Below are 16,915 nucleotides of genomic sequence, written 5' to 3' on the forward strand. Positions count from 1 at the left end.
CGGCGCCATCGTTCTGATGGCGCCGTTTTCGTTTGCGGCGGGCTGCGATCTCCACCGATGACCGCTTGCTAATACGCGATCGTGCTGCGTACGCCGATCAGCGCCCCGCTCTTCACCGGCGAATTCGGCAAGACCGGATCGGGAACGTGTCCACCGGGATGGACGATGTATTCGAAGACCGGCTGAAGCGTCCAGCCTGGCTTGATCTGAGCCTGGTAGGAGAGCTCAATCGTGAGCTCGAAATCTCTAAGCGGCTGTTGGACTCCAGTTAGGCCGATGATGTCGCGATCGAGCGCGCGCGCCCGATCGGATATATGCGCGCAGATGAACGACGCTCCGAACTTGTCGTCGGGTCTGCCGGGCAGCAGTCCTGAGAACACGATTCCGGTGTCGACGAAGAAGTCGATCAGGTTGCGATCCGATGGAGTGCCCGAGATCCGGCTGAACACGGCGATGCCGCTTGCGGCATCCCCGCCCTCGGGGCGCCAGATCTGCTGATCAATGATGCCGTAGATGCCGCTCGACCCGCGAAACAGACGAGCGTTCCCGCTGCTGAACGGGCTCGCCTGCGATAGGCCGGCATCGTCGAACCTCATGTCCGCGAACATCCCGAAGTGGTGCCATCCGCCAAGCCGCAGCGTGCCGGCCAGCCCGCGCGAATCCTTGTCCTGATTGTAGCGATACTGCAATTCCCCCATCAGCAAGGGCGGATCGTTCACGCGGAAATTGGTGCCGGCGCGATTGACGGTCGCCTGCCCGCCCGGATCGCCGTTGAACAATCCGACCAGGGTCGTCCAGCTTGGGCTGGGATCGAATTTCAGCCGGATGCCCGGCGTTGCGAGAGGATAAGCGGGACCGCCACTTGGCAAATTGCCACCGGCGATTGTCGGCCAATCGCTGCTGATGAGCGTCTTGCTGTAGTCGCTGACGAAGAACTCGGTGTCCGCCGCAAGCTGGCCGAGGCGGATGCTGAAGCGATCGTCGAACAATTTCTGCTCCAGCCATAGCTCGGACAGCCGTGTCGACGGCACAGCCTCGATGTTGCTGATCGTGATCAGGCTCTCGAAATGCTGGTCGCGCAGCCCCGCCGTATGATGAATCTGGAAGGCGTTGGCGAAGAAACCCAGCCCTGACCACCCCGCGAGCTTCTCCAGGTCGGCCGCGACGAAGGCCTCGAGCTTGCCCTCATAGAGCCCACCGCGCCGCACGCCTCCGGACAGGTTGCGCAACGCTTCGCCGGTGTAGATCAGCCCAAAAGTGATCCCGCGTTCCGCGAGCCATTTGCGCACGCCGGTGGGATCGCCTTCGGCCGGCAGGCTGGTCGCGATCGACGACGGTGGAATGCCACTCGGCGAAGCAGAATCGTCAGCGACAGCAGGCGCGCAAACAAGAAGCGCAGCCGCCAAGCCCATCACGACTGACACCCGAAATGGTCGATGGGGACCGAGAAGATGCAATTGCGATGCATTCGCAATTCCATTGCAGACCTCCCCCAAATCCCCGATCTGACGCCTCACTCCCACAGTCGCCCCACCCCAGTTGCGAGTTACTCGCAGTCAGGACTGACACAGGCGGTTCCACTAGGCAAGCTTTATGCAACTAAGTCGCAACAGCAACAAGCAGCCCTCGCTGAAGGCGAGGCATGGTCTAAGCGGGCCGATGGAGATCTGATCGGTTAGTCCGGGAGCTCAATGGATGAATGACGACGGGGCTGATGCGCGCCGGCGTGCTGAAAGAGGCCCGTGAATGACGGCTAGCTCGACTAGAGCGCTTTCGAGCGAAGTGGACACCGGTTCGCGTAAGAAAACGCGTCAAAACAAGAATCCACAGCTTCGGTTCTAATTCCATCAGAACCGAAAATGCTCTATGCGCCCCACACCAGCGGCGGGGGCCGTTTCCGATATCATCGACCTCGAGTGGCGAAGAAGCGCCAGTTGGCGATCCCGGCGAGCCGATGCGGGGTGGCGGTTCGGTCGTAGGCGTCGCTTTCCACGATCTTTCTAAGGTCGGCGAAACGCTCATAGCGCACGACGACGATGTCGTCCCAATCATCGTTCGGCCCGGCGAGCAGTCCGTTCAGCCGGTTGCCCGCATAAACGACCTGGGAGGCGACGCCGAGATCTTCGGCTGTTGTCCTGAAAGCACTCGCATAGCCTTCATAATAGGCGCTGCGGGCGTTCGGCTTGGCGCCCTCGAACCCAGCGGGGTAGTCGGGAGCGTTGCGGAACCAAAGTAGATTGATCATCACCACTGGACCCTCGCCGACCGCGCGCTCCGCAGCGTCCAAGGCTTCCTTCGTGAGTTCGTTCATTTCCACGAAAATCTCCCTACAAATTGACAATTTTCGTATTAATGTCAGACAGTCAAACTGGCAACATTGATCAGTGAGGAATTTGGCGCGATGGCGCTGAATAGATCAAAGGAAGAGCGGGCGTTGGACGGCGCGACCGAGGTGTTTACCCGTTACGGCTACGCGCGCACCACCATGGGCGACATCGCCGTTAAAGCGGGGATGTCCCGACCCGCTCTTTATCTCGTGTTCCCAGACAAGGAAGCCGCTTTCAATCGGGTGATCGCACACATGGATCAGCGCAAGCTGACCGAGATCGCCGCTGTTCTGTCGACGCTACCGAACCTTGAATCCAAGCTGCTGCACGCGTGCCTCGCTTGGGGCCTGCACGGAGTGGAACTGGCGGCCATGCATCCGGACGCCGCCGATCTGTTCGATTTGCGCTTCCCAGCGGTCCGGCAGGTCTATGCGAACTTCCAGGCTCTGGTGACCGAGCTGATCTCCGACGCGGTCACCAACTCGCATCTGGAGGCGACCCCGGCGGATCTCGCCCGTGTTCTGGTATACGGCCTGCGCGGCCTGCGCGAGGCAGCCTCGGACCCCGACGACATGCGCCGGCTCGTCACCACGCATGTTCTTAGCTTCGCCAAGGCTATAAGTGCGTAGTCACTGGCCAGATCCGTGAAAGCGACCGTTTGCCTGCCGGCAGTCTATCGGACAGCACGCGATTGACTGGCCGGACTACAACGCCTGAAACGCCGTGCTTAGTCTAATTCGTCTGCCGGCCGTTCCGCATCGTCGCCAGCACGATGTCGGCGGCGCGAACGCTTGGCGGCTGGTCGCCGGTCGACATGATCGCGTCCATCGTGGCGAAGGCCTCGATCTGGCTGCGGCGCAGCGCGGAATCCGCGAGCACCTCGCCGAGCGCCTGCGACAGCTTTTCGCGCGTCGCGTTCTCCTGCAGGAATTCCGGGATCACCTCCCGGCCGATCACGAGATTGGCCAGGATCACCGATGGCACGCGGATCGCGCGGCGCAGGATGAAGGCCTCAATGGCGCCGACGCGGTAGGCCGTCACCATCGGAACGCCTGACAGCGCCAGCTCCAGCGTCACGGTGCCGGATTTGGCGAACGCGGCATGTGCGATCCTGAACGCGGCGCGCTTCTCGCTCTCGCCGACCACGATCTGCGGCTTGATCTGCCAGCCCTGCACACCCTCGCGGATCACAGCTTCCAGATGCGGCATGGTCGGAAGGACCGGCTCGAACACAACGCCGCTTGCGCGCAATTGCGCCAGCGTTTCGCCGAACAGCGCGAGGTGATGCCTGATCTCGCTGCGCCGGCTCCCGGGCAGCACCAGCAGGACCGGCGGCTGCGCATCGCGCCGCTTTGCTTCCTCGTCGTTCGGCCGCAGCGAGGCAAACTGCTCGGTCAGGGGATGGCCGACATAGCTGCAGGGCGGCCCGCGCAGCTTGCGATATTCTTCCGGCTCGAACGGCAACAGCGCCAGCACGTGATCGACATAGCCGAGCATCGCGCGCGCCCTGCCCGGCCGCCAGGCCCAGACCGACGGCGACACATAGTCGACGATCGGAATGGTAGGATTGCGCGCCCGGACGCGACGGGCGACGCGATGGGTGAAGTCGGGGCTGTCGATGATGACCAGCACGTCCGGCGCCGCATCGATCACGGCATCCGTAGCGTGCCGGATCAATCGCAGGATTTTCGGCAACTGCTGCACGACAGCGGCAAGGCCGACAATCGAAAGTTCTTCGATCGGAAACAGCGACGCGAGGCCCTCGCGCGCCATCATGCGGCCGCCGACGCCAGCAAACTGCACGGCATCGCCGAGCCGCTGGCGCAGCACCTTCATCAGCGCCGCCCCGAGGCGATCGCCGGATTCCTCCGTCGCAATCAGGAAGATCTTGCGCGTGATGTCTGGGGCGCGGCCGTGCATCAGCTTGGCACACCGACGACGAACAGCAGTCTTGCGTCCGCAGCCTCGATCATCGCCTGCGGTTCGGCGGCAAGCGTATTGCCGGCAATGACGGCAATCCCGGCAAGACCCGCTTTCGCGGCGCCCTCGACTGTGCGCGGCCCGACTGTCGGCAGATCGTAGCGCAGATCCTGGCTGCTCTTGGGCGCCTTCACCAGCACGCCGCGACCGCTCGGGGCGCGGATGCGGCCGTCGGCACGCAGCCGCGTCACACGCGCCAGAAGCCCGTCGGTGCCCTCGATGTCCTCGACCGCGACCACATGCCCGTCGATCACAACCGCAGCCTGGCCGATGTCGAACGGGCTGAGCGCGGCAAGCACCTCGCGCCCCCTTGCAATGTCGGCGCTGGCGTTGACGGCCGGCGTCGTGCGCGTGATGCAACCTTCGGGCATCAGCAGATCCGGGGCGACATCTTTGATCCCGACCATGCGAAATCCATCCTGCTCGAGAATGCGGCCCACCCCCGATAGCAGATGATCGTCACCGCCTCGAAACGCGCGGATGACGTTTGCGAGAACACGGAGCGTCTTCAGATCCAGCCGGATTTCCGACAGCGCCGGCCGCATCAAGGTGCCGATGAAGATCAGGTCGCGGCAGCCCTCCTCGCGAAACAATCTGGTCGCCCGCCCGAGCTGGCCGACCGAAATCCAACGATGGCGGAACCCCTCGACACGGACCGGATCGCACGCGCCGCGCAATGCGAACAGCACCGGCGCGATACCGCGTTTGGCGAGCGACTCCGCGACCGCAAACGGCATGGCGCCGCCGCCTGCGATGACGCCAACCGGAGAGGAAATCGCTGGAGCCGCTGACGTCATGGCTCGGGCGCCCCTCGCGTCAGTGCTTGCCGTCGACAGCCGGAAGACAGAGCGGCCGCTTGCCTTTGCCGATGAAGGCGAGGATTTCGGCGATCGCCGGATCCTCGGCGGCCAGCGGCTGCACCGCGGCCAATCGCTCGGCGAAGACGCCCTCGCCATGGAATAGCTTCTGGTAGAAGGCGCGGACGGTCACCAGCCGCTCCCTGGTGAACTTGCGGCGCTTCATGCCGATGATGTTGAGACCTTCGAGCACGGCATATTGGCCGTTGGCGAGGCCGAACGGGATGATGTCGTCGCGCACGCCGCAGACGCCGCCGACCATCACCTGTCGCCCGATCCGGGTGAACTGGTGCACGGCCGAGAGCCCGCCGATATAGACGAAGTCCCCGATCTCGCAGTGACCGCCAAGCGTGGCTGATGTCGCAAAGATCACATCATTGCCGACCATGCAGTCATGACCGACATGGCTGTTGTTCATGAAATAGCCGCGGTCGCCGATGCGCGTCAGCCCGCCGCCCTTCACCGTGCCGATGTTCATCGTCACACCTTCGCGGATGGTGCAGCCGGTGCCGATCTCAAGCCGCGTCGGTTCTCCGCGGTAGCTCAGATCCTGCGGCGGCCCGCCCAACACTGCAAACGGCGAGATCACGCACTCCGCGCCGATCGACGTATGGCCGGAGACGGTCACATGCGCATCAAGCTTGCAGTTCGCGCCGATCGCGACGTTAGGGCCGATGATGCAATAGGGGCCGATCGAGGTGCCCTCGCCGATCACGGCGCCATCCGCAATCCGCGCGGTGGGATCGATCATGCTCATTACGACAGGCCCGCTACTGGTTGATGCGCAAGCGCGCTAAACAATCGAATTTTCCGGCTGTTAGCGCGACATTGCCCGGCATGTCCAGTGACGTATCATGACTGCATATTGCAGCGCGCGGTACACGGGACGAAGATTGAAGGCGCGCCGAGCCGATCAATCCGTCAGCATCGCGCCGACATCGGCTTCGGCGACGATCTGACCGTTGACCTTGGCGTCGCCGTGAAACCACCACATGGTCTTGCGGCGGCCGATCGAGCGCATGTGGTACTCGATGGTGTCGCCGGGCATCACAGGCTTACGGAATTTGCACTTGTCGATGGTGAGGAAGTAGACCGCGCGCGGCTTCTCGGTGCCCTCCACCGACTTGATGCCGATCACGCCGGCAGTCTGCGCCATGGCCTCGATCATCATCACGCCGGGATAGACGGGACGTTCGGGAAAATGCCCGAGGAACGATGGTTCGTTGTACGTGACGTTCTTGACGCCGATGCCGCTATAGTCGGCGCGGATGTTGATGACCCGGTCGATCAACAACATCGGATAGCGGTGCGGCAGCGTCTTGAGGATGTCGTTGATGTCCACAAGCTCGAACCTGACCGGTGACTCCTCCATCACTCCCTTTCCTCGCCTTTCGAATTCGGCGCACCGTCACGCACCAGGCGCTCCACCGCAAGGATCTCCCTAAACCACTGTTTGGTCGGTTTGGCAAAGTGACCGCCCCAGCGGCCGTTGGCTGGAATGTCGTCCTTCACGGCACTCATCGCGGTGACCTGGGCGCCGTCGCCGATCTTCAGATGGTTGTTGATGCCCACCTTGGCGCCCAGCGCGACATTGTCGCCAATGGTCAGGCTGCCTGCGAGCCCGATCTGGGCCGCCAGCAAGCAGTGCCTGCCGATGGTCACATTGTGGCCGATCTGGACCTGGTTGTCGACTTTAGTACCCTCGCCGATCACGGTGTCGCGCAGGCTACCGCGGTCGATGGTGGAACCAGCGCCGATCTCGACATTGTTCTGGATCAGGACCCGACCGGTCTGCGGCACCTTCAGATGGCCGTCGGGCCCGAAGAAGATGAAGCCGTAGCCGTCCTGGCCGATGTTGCAGCCGGGATGGATCAGCACGTTGTTGCCGATCAGCGTGTTCTGGATCGTCGTCTTGGCGCCGACATTGCAGTCGCGTCCGATCTTGACATCGGCCCCGATCACGGCGCCCGCCCCGACGACAGTCCCCGAACCGATCTCGACCCTGGCCCCGATCACGGCCAACGGGTCGACGATCACGCCGTCCTCCAGATGCGCCGTGGGGTCGATGATCGCCGACGGCGCGATGCCTTCGACACCGAACCACGAGCCCGGCCTGAGCGCGTCGCTGTGCCATTGCCGGGCCAGTTGCACGAAGGCGTGGAACGGCTTTGCGGCCCGTAACACGGCCACATGGGCAGGCACGTCCGCCTCGAAGCGCGGGCTGACCAGACAAGCACCGGCCTTGGTTGCGGCGAGCTGGTCGACATATTTGAGATTGTCGAAAAACGTCAGATGCATCGGGCCAGCCTCGTCGAGCGAGGCAAGCCCCTTGATCACATGATCGCCCCTGGCGGGATCGACCAAATGCGCCTTCGTCAACGCGGCGATGTCAGCCAGCGTCGACGAAGGGGGACTCTTGAAGAAGATCGGCAGCGCCATTCCATCCGTCGCAGTGCGGCCGACGATCGCGGTTAGAACGATGTTCCGCCGCCAAACTTGAATTGCTGCACGCGATCGAACTGACCCTTGGTAAGTGGGACCGCGTAGTCGAACCGCAGCGGACCGAACGGCGATTGCCAGATCAGGCCGACACCGACCGAGGTGCGGACGACGTTACCATTATCGTACTGCAGTCCGAGGCAGGTTCCAGGATTGGACGGGACCACCCCATTGCCGACAGTTGGCGGAATGCAGCCCGGCACGTTGACCTCGGCCGTCTGCGCCCACGACGTCGGTCCCTTGTAGTCATAGAGACCACCGGCGTCAGCATAGATCGACCCCTTGAGCCCGACTTCCTTCGGCAGGAACCAGAACGGCATCTGCAATTCCGCCGACACGCCCCAGTACTTGGTGCCGCCGAGCGCGTCCATCGTGCCGAACGGGTTGATGTCGCGCGGACCAATGCCATTCGGAGCAAAACCGCGGACCAGGTTCGGACCCATCTGGAAGTGGTCGAGCATCCGGATCTGATCGTTGCCGACCTGGTTGAGAATACCACCCTGGGCATGGATCAGGCCGACGATATCGGCGACCAGCGGGGTGTAGTACTTCACGTCGATCGCGGACTTGATGTAGCTGACGTCGCCACCGACGCCGGCGAAGTCCTGCTTGAAGTCGACCAGCAGGCCGTCCGTCGGGTTCTTGTTGTTGTCGAGCGTGTTGTAGTTGAGCGAGTAGCCGAGCGCCGACGTGAGCGTCTTGCCGCCCTGCAACTCCTTGCGAACCGGCAGCGAAGCTTCGCCGTCGCTGTAGCACCACAGGCCGAGTCCGGAGCTGTCGGTGGCGCTCTGGCCCCCGGCCGTCGCAGTGCCTCCCGCGGGAATTCCGTTCAGTTGCGCGAAGGCCGGCGACGGGTTGAAGGCAAGCAGGCCGTTGTTGGGATTGTTGTTACAGTTCGCGAGCTGGTACGGCAGGCTGATCTTCTGCTGATAGATCGAGTAGCGGAGCTGCAACGCGAGGTCTTCACGCAGGCTGAAGCCTAGCCGCGGGCTGAAGCCGAGCGTTTCGGTACCGTACGAAATGTAGCTGTTTGCGAGTTGCTGGCGCTGGTACAGGTCGAGACCGAGCGCGACGCGATAGTCGAGCAAATACGGCTCGACGAACGACAGCGAGTAGCCGCGCGCATATTGTCCGTAGGTCACCGACGCCTTCGCAAACAGGCCTCGTCCCAGGAAGTTGCGTTCCGAGATACTGACTTCGGCGAGCGCACCGTCGGTGGTCGAATAGCCGCCCGAGACCGAGAAGTCGCCGGTCGACTTCTCCTCGAGATCGACGACCAGGACGACGCGGTCGCTGGACGAGCCCGGCTCGGTGGTGATCTTCACGCTCTTGAAGAAGTCGAGGTTCTTCAGCCGCCGCTCGGCGCGGTCGACCAGGGCGCGGTTGTAGGCGTCACCCTCGGAGAGATCGAACTCGCGGCGGATCACGTAGTCGCGGGTGCGGGTATTGCCGCGAATATTGATACGCTCGATATAGGTCCGCGGGCCCTCGTCCACGGCGAACACGATCGAGACCGTGTGATTCTCGAAATTGCGATCGCCGCGCGGCCGCACGACGGCGAAGGCGTAGCCGCGCCGCGAGGCTTCGATCTGCATTTCCTCAACCGATTTCTCCAGCGCCTCGGCGTTGTAGAGCGAGCCGACGGAAACACGCGAGAACGAGCTCAGCGAGTTCGGATCCAGCGTCGCGATCGAAGACTGGTAGCTGACGGACGCCACCCGATACTGCTGTCCCTCCTCGATCTTGAAGGTGACGAGGAAGCCCTTCTTTTCGGGATCGTATTCGGTCAGCGCGGCCACCACCTGCACGTCGGCGAAGCCGTGCTTGAGGTAGAAACGGCGAATCAGGTCGCGGTCGGCCTCGACCCGATCGGGATCGTAGGTGTCGGCGCCGCCGAGGAAGCTCAGCAGGTTTGATTCGCGGGTCTTGATGACGTCGCGCAGGCGATAAGAGGAATAGTAATTGTTGCCGATGAACTCGATCGACCGGACACCGGTCTTCTGGCCTTCGGTGATGGTGAAGATCAGGTCGACGCGGTTGTTCGGCTGCTCGATGATCTCCGGGTTGACGCGCACGTCATAGCGGCCCGAACGGCGGTAGATTTCGACGATACGCTGGGCATCGGACTGCACCATCGGGCGCGAGAAGGTACCGCGCGGCTTCGACTGGATTTCAGCCGAAAGCTGGTCGTCCTTGATCTTCTTGTTGCCCTCAAAGGCGATGCGGCCGATCACGGGGTTTTCGACCACGGTGACGACGATCCGGCCGCCGGCGGGCGTGATTCGAACGTCCTGGAACAGGCCGGTCTCGATCAGCGCCTTCAGGCCATCGTCGATGTCAGCCTGGCTCAGGCGCCCGCCCGGACCCGGCTTGAAGTAGGAGCGGATGGTCTCGACCTCGACACGGCGGTTCCCCTCCACCGTGATCGTCTCCACCGTCTGCGCAACGGCAGGCGCAGACACAAACATTGCCGCCAGCGAGGCAGCTACCGGCACAGCGAACATGATCAGAGCGGCAAGCAAGCCCCCCCGCACTCGCATTCCAACAATCATGCGCACCGCGCCCTTATCATTCCACGGCCGGCCCGTTCCCCAACGGACCGGCAGATTCCCAACCTTGCTGCACAGCTTGTAGCCAATTTTGTTACGTCGGCAACCGACTGACGGCTGTGCAATTCCATTTTCATTCCAAGACGTTGCCGTTAGGCAACGCCACAAAAAAGCCGTTTCACGATGCCGCGAGATGGAGAATGTCGTTGTAGGTCGCGAACACCATCAGCATTAGCACCAGAGCGAGGCCGATTCGGAACCCCATTTCCTGAGCGCGTTCAGATAACGGCCGGCCGCGGATCGCCTCGACCGCATAGAACAGAAGGTGACCGCCATCGAGCAGCGGTACCGGGAACAGGTTGAGAAGCCCGATCGAGATCGAGAGCACGGCGGCAAGGTGAATCAGAGCGGCAATGCCGATGCTGGCGACCTGGCCCGAGATTCGCGCGATCCCAAGCGGCCCGCCGACCTGGTTTGCCGCCTCGCGCCCGGTGAACACACCGCCGATATAGGACAGTGTCCGATCGACCACGAACCAGGTCTCCTTCACCCCGAGCCAGAGCGCGGTGGCGGGATCGACCCGCTCGGTCACTTGCTCGCCCGGAGCGGTGGCGCGGGTGATTCCCAGGATGCCCTGCCGGTGGGTGTTCCCGAAGGGATCCTTGATGTCGCGAAGCTCAGGCGTCGCCTGCAACTGGATCGTGGAACCGCTGCGTTTGACGGTGAAAGTGAGCTGATCGCCGCCGTGGATGCTGACGACGCGCTGCATGTCCGAGAAGCTGCCGATCGTAGCACCGTCGATCGCGGTGATGACGTCACCGACCTGGAAACCGGCGACCGCCGCGGCACTTCCCGGCTCGACCTTATCGACCTGCGCCGTGGTGCTCGGCTTGCCGAAGAAGGTGAACAGGCAGGTGAAGATCACGATCGCCAGGATGAAATTGGCAATCGGGCCGGCGGCGACGATCGCCGCGCGCGGCGCGACCTTTTTGTGATGGAAGCTGCCCTTCCGCTCCTCCGCCGTCATGCCCGACAGGGTCTCGGTCGAGGGCGTGGAAGCTTCACTGTCATCGCCGAAGAATTTGACATAACCGCCGAGCGGAATCGCGGAGAGCTTCCAGCGCGTGCCATGCCGGTCGTTGAACCCGAACAGCTCCGGCCCGAAGCCGAGCGAGAAGGTCAGCACCCTGACGCCGACCCAGCGGGCGACCAGGAAATGGCCGAGCTCGTGAAAGAAGACGACGATAGTCAGGACAAACAGGAAGGGAACCACATAACCGACGAGCCCGTGGCTCAACGTGTTGAAACCATGTACGAAAAACTCGGTCATTCAGTTCCCCTCAACCAGGGCAACAGGCCCGGTTCCAACCCTCTAAGATGCCTTTAAGGCAATTTGAGGCAATAGGGAGGCAGCCCTATTTCTCGCGTTATGGTCAACGGAAATCGCATCATCTGCCGATGTCAGAGGCGCCAGATTGCCGGACCTGATCCAGTCGTCCAGGGTCGCCTCTACCAGCCGCGCGATCGCGCCGAACTTGATCTTGCCGGCGATGAAGGCGGCAACCGCCACCTCATTTGCCGCATTATATACCGTGGTCGCGCCCCGACCGGTCCTTAACGATTCGTAAGCCAGCCGTAGCCCCGGGAACCGCTCGAAATCCGGCGCCTCGAAGGTCAACTGGCCGATCTTGGCCAGGTCCAGCTTGGCCGACGGCCCGACGATCCGGTCCGGCCAGCCGAGGCAATGCGCGATCGGGATGCGCATGTCGGGCGTGCCGAGCTGCGCGACCACCGAGCGGTCCGAGAATTCCACCATGCCATGGATGATCGACTGCGGATGCACGAGCACGTCGATCTGATCCGGTGTCAGCGCGAACAGATAGGAGGCCTCGATCACCTCGAGCCCCTTGTTCATCATCGAGGCTGAGTCGATCGTGATCTTCTGACCCATGCTCCAGTTCGGATGCTTCAGCGCCTGCTCCAGAGTAGCCTGCTCGATGTCAGCGGGAGCCCAGGTGCGGAACGGCCCGCCGGAAGCGGTGATGATCACCCGCACCAGTTCCTCGCGATTGCCGGAGCTCAGCGCCTGAAACAGTGCGTTATGCTCGGAATCCGCCGGCAGGATGCAGGCGCCCGCCTTCAGCGCGCGCTGCATGAAGAAATCGCCGGCGCAGACCAGGCATTCCTTGTTGGCGAGCGCGACCGTCGCTCCGCGATCGACCGCCGCGAGCGCCGGCTTCAGGCCCGCTGCGCCACTGACCGCCGCCATCACCCAATCCGCCGGCCGTGCGGCCGCCTCGATGATCGCGCTGTCGCCGGCGCCGCATTCGATCCGGGTGCCCGCCAGCGCATCCTTCAATTCGGACAGCTTGCTCGGATCGGCCACGGCCGCAAAACGCACGTTGAATTCCCGGGCGAGCTTGGCCAGGGCCTGCGCATTGCCATTGGCGGTCAGCGCCTCGACGCGGAAACGGTCGCGCGCACCGCGCAGCAAGTCCATGGTGCTGTCGCCGATCGAGCCGGTGGCGCCCAGCACGGTCACCGTGCGGACCGCGGAGGCCGCAGCCTTGTTGTTTCGCAATGGGACAGCACTCATTTTCTCACCAAACCATAAGACCGCGGCCGACGCCATCCGCGCCGCCCCGCAAGAAGCCGAAAATTGCGGCAACGGCAACCGCGGCGACGAAGCCGTCCAGCCGGTCCATCAGCCCGCCATGGCCGGGAATAAGATGGCTGGAATCCTTCACGCCGAACCGCCGCTTCACCGCGGACTCGAAGAGATCGCCGAACTGGGAAACCACCGAGAGCACCGCGCCCAAGATCAGCAGCGGCACAACCGCGCCGAGGCCGAACACCGCAAAACCCGCCGCGACGACGAGACTACCGACGAAGCTGCCGACCGCGCCCGCCCAGGTCTTCTTCGGGCTGACCCGCGGCCAGAGTTTTGGGCCCCCAATGCTGCGACCGGCGAAATAGCCGCCGATGTCGGTCGCCCAGACGACCAACAACACGAACAGCAGCGCCACAAAGCCTTCTTCCGGATCCTGCCGCAGCAGGACCGAGGCGACTTCCGCGACGGCGGCGTAACAAAATCCAGCGATCGTCCACCGACGTTGCTCGGATGAAATCACAGCGATCACGATCAGCCCGATCGCCAGCACCGATAGCGCGGCGTCAAGCCGCCCTGCCCCGAGACAGAGCCCAGCAGCCGCCAGCGCAAGCGCACCGGCCACGGTCACGCGCAGCGTGTGTCCGGCGCCGATGACCATCAGCCATTCGACATAGAGGCCGATCGCGGCGAGCGTGACCAGAAGCGTCCAGAGAACACCGCCGGCATAGGCGATCGCAATCGCAACCGGCGCCAAGACCAGCGCGGCGATGATGCGCATCAAGAGATTGCGCGAGGACGGCTCGCTTCTTGCCGCGGGTGCGGCTTTATCTTGGGTCACGATGCGGTTTTCGCAGCCAGACCGCCGAAGCGGCGCTCGCGTCTGGCGTATTCGGCGATCGCACTTTCCAGCGCCGCCTTGTCGAAGTCCGGCCAATGGATCGGCACAAACACAAGCTCGCTATAGGCCGCCTGCCACATCAGGAAATTCGACAGCCGCTGTTCGCCGCTGGTGCGGATGATCAGATCGGGATCGGGAATGTCGGGCGTGCCGAGATATTGCCCGAGTGTGTCGGCATCGATCGATGCGGGATCGCGCCTTCCTTCCGCCACCTCCCGCGCCAGCCGCCGCGCGGCGCCGGCGATCTCCTGGCGCGAGCCATAATTGAAGGCGACGACGAGATTGAGCTTGGTGTTTGCCCTGGTCAGCTCTTCGGCTTCGTTGAGCAGCGCACAGATATCCGGATCGAGTCCCTCGCGCTCGCCGATGACGCGCACCCTCACCCCGTCCCGGTGCAACGTCGCCAGATCATTGCGGATGAAGCGGCGCAACAGGCCGAAGAGATCGCCGATCTCGGTCGCCGGACGCGACCAGTTCTCCGACGAGAACGAGAAGATGGTGAGATAGAGGATGCCGAGTTCGTGCGAGGCCCGCACCACCCGGCGCAACGCCTCCACGCCGCGCCGATGTCCCTCCGCGCGCGGCAGGCCGCGTGCCGCCGCCCAGCGCCCGTTGCCGTCCATGATGATCGCCACATGCAACGGACTGCCGGTTCGATCCGGTCCGGCAGTTGCAGGTGCGGGGGCGTTCGACATTGGCGCTGTCCAATCAAACGGTCAGGATTTCCTTTTCCTTGGCCGCCAGCAACTGATCGATCTCGGCGATCACGCCGTCGGTCGCCTTCTGCACCTCGGCGGCGAGCCGCTCCTGATCGTCCTCGGAGATCTCGTGATTCTTCTCGAGCTTCTTGACGACATCGAGCCCGTCGCGGCGGACATGGCGGACCGCCACCTTGGCCGCTTCCGCATATTTATGCGCGACCTTGACGAGTTCCTTGCGCCGCTCGGCGTTGAGTTCGGGAATACGCAGCCGCAACACCTGGCCTTCGGTCGCGGGCGTGAGGCCGAGATTCGAATCGACGATCGCCTTCTCCACCGCCTTGACCATCGTCTTGTCCCAGACCTGCACCGAGAGCAGCCGCGGCTCGGGCACGCTGACAGTGGCGAGCTGGTTGAGCGGCATGTGCGAGCCATAGGCCTCGACCTGGACCGGCTCCAGCATCGACGCCGCGGCACGGCCGGTACGCAGGCCGCCCAATTCGTGCTTGAGGGACTGGGTCGCACCTTGCATACGGCGCTTTACTTCGTTGATGTCAAAACCAGGCGTGGGCATGACGCTCTCCCTTCCTCTGCATCAGCGTCCGATCACGTCGGATCGGATCACGATCTAATCACTTCGTTTGAGCATGATCTCTGCGGAAAACCGGCTTCCACTTTTCCGGATCATGCTCGTGAAACCAACCGCCATGCCGCAACGCCCAAGCGTCAGCCGGCGACGACCGTACCGTGGCCCGTGCCGCGCAGGATGGCGCCGATCGAACCAGGCTCGGCGATCGAAAACACAATGATAGGCAGCGACGTCTCGCGGGCAAGCGCGAATGCGGTCGCATCCATGACCTTGTAACCGCCGGCGATCGCCTGCGAATGCGTCAGGCGATCGAAACGTTTGGCCGATGGGTCCTTCTTGGGATCGGCGCTGTAGACGCCGTCGACATTGGTGGCCTTCAAGACCGCGTCCGCGCCGATCTCGGCCGCGCGCAGGACCGCGGTGGTATCGGTGGTGAAGAACGGATTGCCGGTTCCACCACCGAGCAGGATGATCTTGCCCTCGGCGAGGTATTTGTGCGCCGCACTGCGGGTGAACAATTCGGAGATTTCCGGCATCACGAAGGCTGACAGGGTGCGCGCCGGTGTGCCCTTGCGCTCGACCGCCGATTCCAGCGCGAGGCAGTTCATGACGGTCGCCAGCATGCCCATGGTGTCGCCGGTGGTGCGGGACACGCCATGGGACGACACCTGCACGCCGCGTACCATATTGCCGCCGCCGACCACGACCGCAATCTCGGTGCCGAGATGGCGCGCCGCGATCAGGTCGTCGGCGATGCGGTCGATGGTGGGCTGGTCGATGCCGAAGGATTGGCTGCCGGCGAGGTATTCGCCTGAAAGCTTGATCACCACGCGACGATAGACCGGCTCAGCCATGATGCTCCCTCATCCCGCGCAAGCAGGTTCCGGCACGATGGCGCCGGAACCATTCGACCCACGCGGTTACTTCTTGCCGCTGGCCGCCGCGACTTCGGCTGCGAAATCGGATTCCTGCTTCTCGATTCCCTCACCAAGAGCATAGCGCACAAAACCGGCAATCTTCACCGGACCGCCGACCTTGCCCTCAGCTTCCTTGACCGCCTGCGCCACGGACTTTCCGCTATCGTGGATGAAAGCCTGCTCCAGCAGGCAGACTTCCTTGTAGAAGGTCTTCAGGCCGGACTCGACGATCTTCTCGATCACGTTCTCGGGCTTGCCCTGCTGACGGTACTTGTCGGCCAGCACATCTTTCTCGCGCCGGACGACGTCAGGATCGAGCCCGGCGGGATCGATCGCCTGCGGGTTGGCCGCGGCGACATGCATGGCGAGCTGGCGGCCGAGCACGGCAAGCTCATCGGTCTTGCCGGCCGATTCCAGCGCCACGATCACGCCCATCTTGCCGGCGCCCTCGGTGACTGCGTTGTGGACGTAGCTCGACACCACGCCCTTGCCGACCTCGAGCGAAGCCGCGCGGCGCAGCGTCATGTTCTCGCCGATGGTCGCAATCGCATCGTTGATCGCAGCCTCAACAGTGACGTCGCCGACCTTGGCCGCCTTGATCTTCTCGACGTCGGCGCCAACCTCGAGCGCGACCTGGGCGACCATCTTGACCAGGCCCTGGAATTGATCGTTGCGCGCGACGAAGTCGGTCTCGGAATTGACCTCGACGACGACGCCCTTGGTGCCCTGGGTCAGGGCGCCGATCAGGCCCTCGGCCGCAACGCGACCGGCCTTCTTGGCGGCCTTCGACAGGCCCTTCTTGCGCAGCCAGTCCTGCGCGGCCTGCATGTCGCCGGCGGCCTCGGTCAGCGCCGCCTTGCAATCCATCATTCCCGCGCCGGTCGACTCGCGCAGGTCCTTGACCATCGCTGCTGTGATCGTTGCCATCATTGAATTCCTTCTTGCCTGTGAAGCGCGGCGGCGCCCTTAGGGCGCCGCCGTCAGCGACAG

General features: G+C 63.5%; 16 protein-coding genes. 1 reads left to right on the forward strand and 15 read right to left on the reverse strand.

What is annotated here, in order from left to right; all coding sequences use genetic code 11:
• Positions 1-68: 68 nt before the first annotated feature.
• Complete coding sequence (locus YY7_RS51000; protein WP_080663621.1) at positions 69-1,412, reverse strand: carbohydrate porin; 1,344 nt, start codon at positions 1,410-1,412, stop codon at positions 69-71.
• Between the two features lie 491 nt (positions 1,413-1,903).
• A complete protein-coding gene (locus tag YY7_RS0107735; protein ID WP_155255077.1) occupies positions 1,904-2,311 on the reverse strand; it encodes a hypothetical protein in 408 nt (135 codons plus the stop codon).
• Between the two features lie 90 nt (positions 2,312-2,401).
• Between YY7_RS0107735 and YY7_RS0107740 the strand changes: the two genes are divergently transcribed.
• Positions 2,402-2,956, forward strand: a complete 555-nt coding sequence (locus YY7_RS0107740) for a TetR/AcrR family transcriptional regulator (protein ID WP_028162747.1) — start codon at positions 2,402-2,404, stop codon at positions 2,954-2,956.
• Positions 2,957-3,059: 103 nt separating this feature from the next.
• Here YY7_RS0107740 and lpxB read toward each other — a convergent pair whose 3' ends face one another.
• The 13 genes from lpxB to tsf form a co-directional block, all read right to left on the reverse strand.
• Complete coding sequence (lpxB, locus tag YY7_RS0107745; RefSeq protein ID WP_028162748.1) at positions 3,060-4,247, reverse strand: lipid-A-disaccharide synthase; 1,188 nt, start codon at positions 4,245-4,247, stop codon at positions 3,060-3,062.
• On the reverse strand, positions 4,247-5,104 hold the full coding sequence (locus tag YY7_RS0107750) for an LpxI family protein (protein WP_028162749.1): 858 nt from the start codon (positions 5,102-5,104) through the stop codon (positions 4,247-4,249). Before YY7_RS0107750 ends, lpxB begins: the two co-directional genes overlap by 1 nt.
• A gap of 19 nt (positions 5,105-5,123) precedes the next feature.
• Entirely contained in the window at positions 5,124-5,921 is a 798-nt protein-coding gene (gene lpxA, locus YY7_RS0107755; RefSeq protein WP_028162750.1) for an acyl-ACP--UDP-N-acetylglucosamine O-acyltransferase, read from the reverse strand.
• Between the two features lie 156 nt (positions 5,922-6,077).
• The gene (gene fabZ / locus YY7_RS0107760) at positions 6,078-6,536 is read right to left on the reverse strand and encodes a 3-hydroxyacyl-ACP dehydratase FabZ (RefSeq protein ID WP_028162751.1); all 459 of its coding nucleotides are present in this window, start codon (positions 6,534-6,536) and stop codon (positions 6,078-6,080) included.
• Positions 6,536-7,603 (reverse strand): UDP-3-O-(3-hydroxymyristoyl)glucosamine N-acyltransferase, encoded by a 1,068-nt coding sequence (lpxD, locus tag YY7_RS0107765; protein ID WP_028162752.1) that lies wholly within the window; start codon positions 7,601-7,603, stop codon positions 6,536-6,538. The genes fabZ and lpxD overlap by 1 nt, the downstream gene beginning before the upstream one ends.
• A gap of 32 nt (positions 7,604-7,635) precedes the next feature.
• Positions 7,636-10,215, reverse strand: coding sequence for an outer membrane protein assembly factor BamA (gene bamA, locus YY7_RS0107770; RefSeq protein ID WP_028162753.1), 2,580 nt, complete (start codon positions 10,213-10,215; stop codon positions 7,636-7,638).
• 175 nt (positions 10,216-10,390) lie between these two features.
• Complete coding sequence (gene rseP / locus YY7_RS0107775) at positions 10,391-11,542, reverse strand: RIP metalloprotease RseP (RefSeq protein ID WP_028162754.1); 1,152 nt, start codon at positions 11,540-11,542, stop codon at positions 10,391-10,393.
• A gap of 42 nt (positions 11,543-11,584) precedes the next feature.
• Positions 11,585-12,808 (reverse strand): 1-deoxy-D-xylulose-5-phosphate reductoisomerase, encoded by a 1,224-nt coding sequence (dxr, locus tag YY7_RS0107780; protein ID WP_028162755.1) that lies wholly within the window; start codon positions 12,806-12,808, stop codon positions 11,585-11,587.
• A gap of 4 nt (positions 12,809-12,812) precedes the next feature.
• Positions 12,813-13,661, reverse strand: a complete 849-nt coding sequence (locus YY7_RS0107785) for a phosphatidate cytidylyltransferase (protein WP_028162756.1) — start codon at positions 13,659-13,661, stop codon at positions 12,813-12,815.
• Entirely contained in the window at positions 13,658-14,416 is a 759-nt protein-coding gene (locus YY7_RS0107790) for an isoprenyl transferase (RefSeq protein WP_028162757.1), read from the reverse strand. The genes YY7_RS0107785 and YY7_RS0107790 overlap by 4 nt, the downstream gene beginning before the upstream one ends.
• Before the next feature lie 13 nt (positions 14,417-14,429).
• Positions 14,430-14,993, reverse strand: a complete 564-nt coding sequence (frr, locus tag YY7_RS0107795) for a ribosome recycling factor (RefSeq protein WP_028162758.1) — start codon at positions 14,991-14,993, stop codon at positions 14,430-14,432.
• Between the two features lie 152 nt (positions 14,994-15,145).
• Complete coding sequence (pyrH, locus tag YY7_RS0107800) at positions 15,146-15,862, reverse strand: UMP kinase (RefSeq protein WP_028162759.1); 717 nt, start codon at positions 15,860-15,862, stop codon at positions 15,146-15,148.
• Between the two features lie 66 nt (positions 15,863-15,928).
• Positions 15,929-16,852, reverse strand: a complete 924-nt coding sequence (tsf, locus tag YY7_RS0107805; RefSeq protein WP_028162760.1) for a translation elongation factor Ts — start codon at positions 16,850-16,852, stop codon at positions 15,929-15,931.
• Positions 16,853-16,915: the final 63 nt, after the last annotated feature.

Origin of the sequence: Bradyrhizobium elkanii WSM2783, from assembly GCF_000472865.1 — a bacterium.
GTDB classification, from domain to species: Bacteria; Pseudomonadota; Alphaproteobacteria; order Rhizobiales; family Xanthobacteraceae; genus Bradyrhizobium; species Bradyrhizobium elkanii_A.